This is a genomic window from Micromonospora sp. MH33 (assembly GCF_003013775.1).
Taxonomy (GTDB): Bacteria; Actinomycetota; Actinomycetes; order Mycobacteriales; family Micromonosporaceae; genus Micromonospora; species Micromonospora fulviviridis.
The window spans coordinates 1-3,892 of sequence record NZ_MUYZ01000437.1 but is presented as its reverse complement, the minus strand read 5'-3'; the positions used below and the strand labels follow the sequence as shown (position 1 = coordinate 3,892).

Sequence of the window (3,892 nt, the reverse complement as noted above, 5' to 3'; positions counted from 1 at the left end):
ACGACGGGCAGCGGGCCGCCGGCCCGAGCGCCGGCAGCGGCCGGTCCAGGCCGATCGGCGCGCCGCAGCCGTCACACCTCACCCGGTCCGGCACACCCGGGGGTACGGCGTACCGGGCGACCGCCAGCCGCAGCAGCGGTACGACCGCCAGCGCGGCCGACAGCCGGACGACGGGACGGCGGGCGGGGGCCGTCGGTGCGGCGGCCCGGACCCGTCCGGCGGTCATGCCGGCGCCCCCTGACGGTCGCTCAGGGTTCCACTCTGGAGCACGCAGAGTGATTTTCGCCCCACCGCCGTGTCGCGGATGGCGCGGAAAACGGCGTCGCAGCCGGGGTGGGCCGAGGCAGGGCGACCGGCTGCCCGCGAGGGACGGGCGGACCACCGGCCGAGGGGACGGATCGGACCAGAGGGGCCGTTGTCCCCCAATCCGCCGCCAACCCGTCCGCGTCCCGGACACCGGATGTCGCGTGCGGGTGAACGCACTCCTGCCACCGGCGGACCCGTCCGCGGGCCGCTCGTCGTCGTCCAGCCACCCACGGCCGCCACCACCCGTCATCACTCAGAGTGTTCGGATTAATTGCCTCTGTTGCATCGGCGGACGTCAGCCTATGCTCGCCCCTTGGGTACGACGCAACCCCCGATCAATTGGCGTCGGAGGCCGACCGGAGACAACAGGTTTCGAATTCGCTAAAGATCAGTACAGGTAAATGCAGCGGTAGCAGATGCGGCCCGGCCGTAGACATCCGGGCGCACTTCCGCATGCCCGGAGTGCGTTGACGCGACCACTCCGGGCCGCCACCGAGGAGGGCCCGGCGTTGCGCACACGGCAATCCCGCCGATGGGAAATCTGCCTGCTCAGCCTTGCTCTACTGGCCGCGACCGCCGGCTGCGGCAGCGAGCCGGAGGCGTCGGCCCGCCCGCTGACCGGGCGCGCCGCCGCACCCGTCGCGCATTCCAGCGCCGAGGAGGAATCAGCCGTAAAGGCCGCGCTCGCCGCCTATTCCGGCTATCTCGACGCGTCCCGGGCGGCGAGCTCGCGCAGCGATCCGGGTCATCCCGCACTGGCCCGATTCGTGGCGGATCCGTTGCTGACCCGGGTGCGGGTGGCAATTCGCGAGGCGAAGGAGCACGGCGCCATGCGTACCGGAAGACTTGTTTCCGATCCCACCGTCGTCTCGGTCGACCTGGCCGCCGATCCGCCCACCGTGGAGATCCAGGACTGCCTGGACGCGACCGGCTACCGACTCGTCTACGCCAAGGACCGCCGGGTCGTCCCCGGCACCCGCGGCGGGCGCTACCTGGCCACCGCCACCGCGACCCGCTACCCGGACGGCCGGTGGCTGATCAGCGCCGGCGCCGGACACCAGGACCAGCCGTGTTGACCTGGGGAGGAAGGGGTGTCCCGGCCCGGCCGACCCGGGCCGGGACGCCCCGCCGGCTGCTGCTCACCGCCGGTTTGGCGCTGCTGCTGACGCTGACCGGCGCGCCCACGCTGCTGCTGACCGGCGGGCCGGCCCGGGCCGGCAACCCCGGCGGCGAGTGCCCGCCCGGGCAGAACGACTGCAACGTCTGGGACGACGAACCCGGCACCCCGGGCGGGGGGCCGGGCGGCGGCGGCAATCCCGGCGGCGGAGGCGGGGACGGCGGCGGCGCCGCGAAGTGCCAGTGGAACGGCCGGGTCATCCCCTGCTACGACGAGTGGCTCGGCTGGTTCAACAACGGCGACGGCTGCTACTACAAGCTGTCCGAGCCCCAGCCCGCCGCGCCCGAGGGCCAGCAGTGGTATGTGCAGACCTGCAACGGCGGGGACCTCGGCACCCAGACCACCGTGCTGCGCGACGGGCCACCGCCCGGCTACGGCGCGCCGCCCGACCCGGAGGAACTGGCCCGCCGCGCGCTGGCCTCGATCTCGCTGCTGCCGCCCCGGGTCGCGGTCGCGCCCCGGCGCAGCAAGGGCCCCGGTCTCGTCGGGCTGCCGGTCTGGATGTGGGCCAGCGGCGGTGCGTCCTACTTCGGGCCACTCCGCGCCTCCGCCTCGGACCGCGGGCTGACCGTCGAGATCACCGCCCGGGTGACCCGGATCGTCTGGACCATGGGCGACGGCACCCAGGTCACCTGCACGAGGCCGGGCACGCCGTACGCCGCCGACGGCCCCCGGGCCGGGCGGACCTCCCCCGACTGCGGCTACGACCGCGGCTACGCCAGGGCCGGCACCTACCAGGTCAGCGCCACCACGTTCTGGACCGTCGAGTGGTCCGGCGGGGGCGAGAGCGGCGAGATCGCCCAGAGCCGGGTCAGCGGGACCGTCGCGGTGCAGATCAACGAACTTCAGGTGGTGACGCGGTGAGCGCGAGGAGTGAGCCGGGTTTGCGAGCCCCGCAGTCGCGAACGGAGGTGGCGCAGTGAGTGTGGCGACCCGGAACGGGACCCCGTTGGACGCGCCGGTGGCACCGCCCAAGGTGGTCCGGCAGCGGCGGATCCGCCCCGGCCTGCTCGGCCTGGCCGTGCTGCTGATCGCCCTCGGCGGGCTGGGCGCGGCCTTCGCGGTCACCTCGGTCCGCTCCACCGGCAGCTACCTCGCGGTGGCCCGGCCGGTCGAGGTGGGCCGGCAGCTCACCGCCGACGACCTGGTCCCGGTGCGGGTCTCCGGCGGGCGGGAGCTCCAGCCGGTGCCGGCCGCCCGGATCAAGGAGGTGCTGGGCCGGCGGGCCGCCGTCCGGCTCACCCCCGGCACGCTGCTGACGCCGGCCCAGCTCACCGACGCGCCGCTGCTCGGCCCCGGGCAGCAGCAGCTCGCGCTGGGGCTGGAGCCGAGCCGGGTGCCCGCCCGCAAGCTGCACCCCGGCGACAGGGTGCTGCTGGTCAGCACGCCGGACACCAGCGCCGGCGGCGCCGACGCGACGCGCGGCGGCGGCACCCGGTTCGAGGCCACCGTGATCGACACCGCCACTCCGGAGAACGACGACGTGGTGGTCTACCTGGCGCTGGCCGTCCGGGACGTGCCGGCCGTGGTGGCGCTGGCCGCGGACGACCGGATCGCGCTCGTGCTCACCGAGGCGGCCTGATGGCGATCATCGCCCTGGTCTCGGCGAAGGGCTCGCCGGGCGTCACCACCGCCGCCCTGGCCGCCGCGCTGAGCTGGCACCGGCGGCTGGTGCTGGCCGAGTGCGACCCGGCGGGCGGCTCGATCCTCGCCGGCTACCTGGGCGGGGCGCTGGACGGCCCGCGCGGTCTCGGCGAACTGGCCGTCGGGGAGTTGCGCGACGGCAACCTGGAGAGCGCCTTCTGGTCGCAGCTCGTCGACCTGGACGCGCCGAGGCGGGAGCGGCTGCTGCTGCCCGGCGTGGTCGACCCGGCCCAGGCCGGCAGCGTCGCCCCGCTCTGGCAGCGCTTCGCCGACTTCTTCACCGGCTTGGAGAGGGGCGTCCCGCCGTACGACGTGCTGGTCGACTGTGGCCGGCTGCAGGTCGCCGGTCCACCGTGGCCCGTGCTGCGGGCGGCGGCCGTGGTACTGCTGGTCACTCGGGCCCACCTGCCCGACCTGTCCGCCACCCGCGCCACGGTCAAGGCCATCGAGCGGGACTTCGCCGAGCACCGGATCCCCCGGGGCACCCTGCGCCTGCTGGTGGTCGGGGACGGACACGGCGGCAGCGAGATCAGCAAGGCGCTGCGGCTACCGGTGATCGCCCGGCTGCCGCACGACCCGCGTACCGCCGAGGTGCTCGGGCACGGCGGCACCGTACGCGCCAACCGGCCGCTCATACGCGCGGCCGGCGCGCTGGAGGTGCCGGTCCGGGCGCTGCTGGACCGGCGGCGGGCCCGGCTGGCCTGGCCGGGAGCCCCGGCCCCGCGCGCGGTGACCGCGCCGAGCACGCCGGGGGTGTCCGGTGCG

General features: G+C 75.3%; 4 protein-coding genes and 1 pseudogene. 4 read left to right on the top strand and 1 reads right to left on the bottom strand.

The window, feature by feature from the left end:
- Positions 1-226, bottom strand: a pseudogene (locus B0E53_RS33920) (prepilin peptidase); the annotation flags it as partial.
- 589 nt (positions 227-815) lie between these two features.
- Here B0E53_RS33920 and B0E53_RS33915 point away from each other — a divergent pair.
- The 4 genes from B0E53_RS33915 to B0E53_RS33900 all read left to right on the top strand — a co-directional run.
- The gene (locus tag B0E53_RS33915; RefSeq protein WP_107079645.1) at positions 816-1,382 is read left to right on the top strand and encodes a hypothetical protein; all 567 of its coding nucleotides are present in this window, start codon (positions 816-818) and stop codon (positions 1,380-1,382) included.
- 110 nt (positions 1,383-1,492) lie between these two features.
- Entirely contained in the window at positions 1,493-2,347 is an 855-nt protein-coding gene (locus tag B0E53_RS33910) for a hypothetical protein (RefSeq protein WP_246835741.1), read from the top strand.
- Positions 2,348-2,402: 55 nt separating this feature from the next.
- Positions 2,403-3,065, top strand: coding sequence for an SAF domain-containing protein (locus tag B0E53_RS33905; protein ID WP_107079643.1), 663 nt, complete (start codon positions 2,403-2,405; stop codon positions 3,063-3,065).
- A partial coding sequence (locus tag B0E53_RS33900; RefSeq protein ID WP_246835740.1) for a ParA family protein occupies positions 3,065-3,892 on the top strand: 828 nt, incomplete at its 3' end. The genes B0E53_RS33905 and B0E53_RS33900, both read left to right, overlap by 1 nt.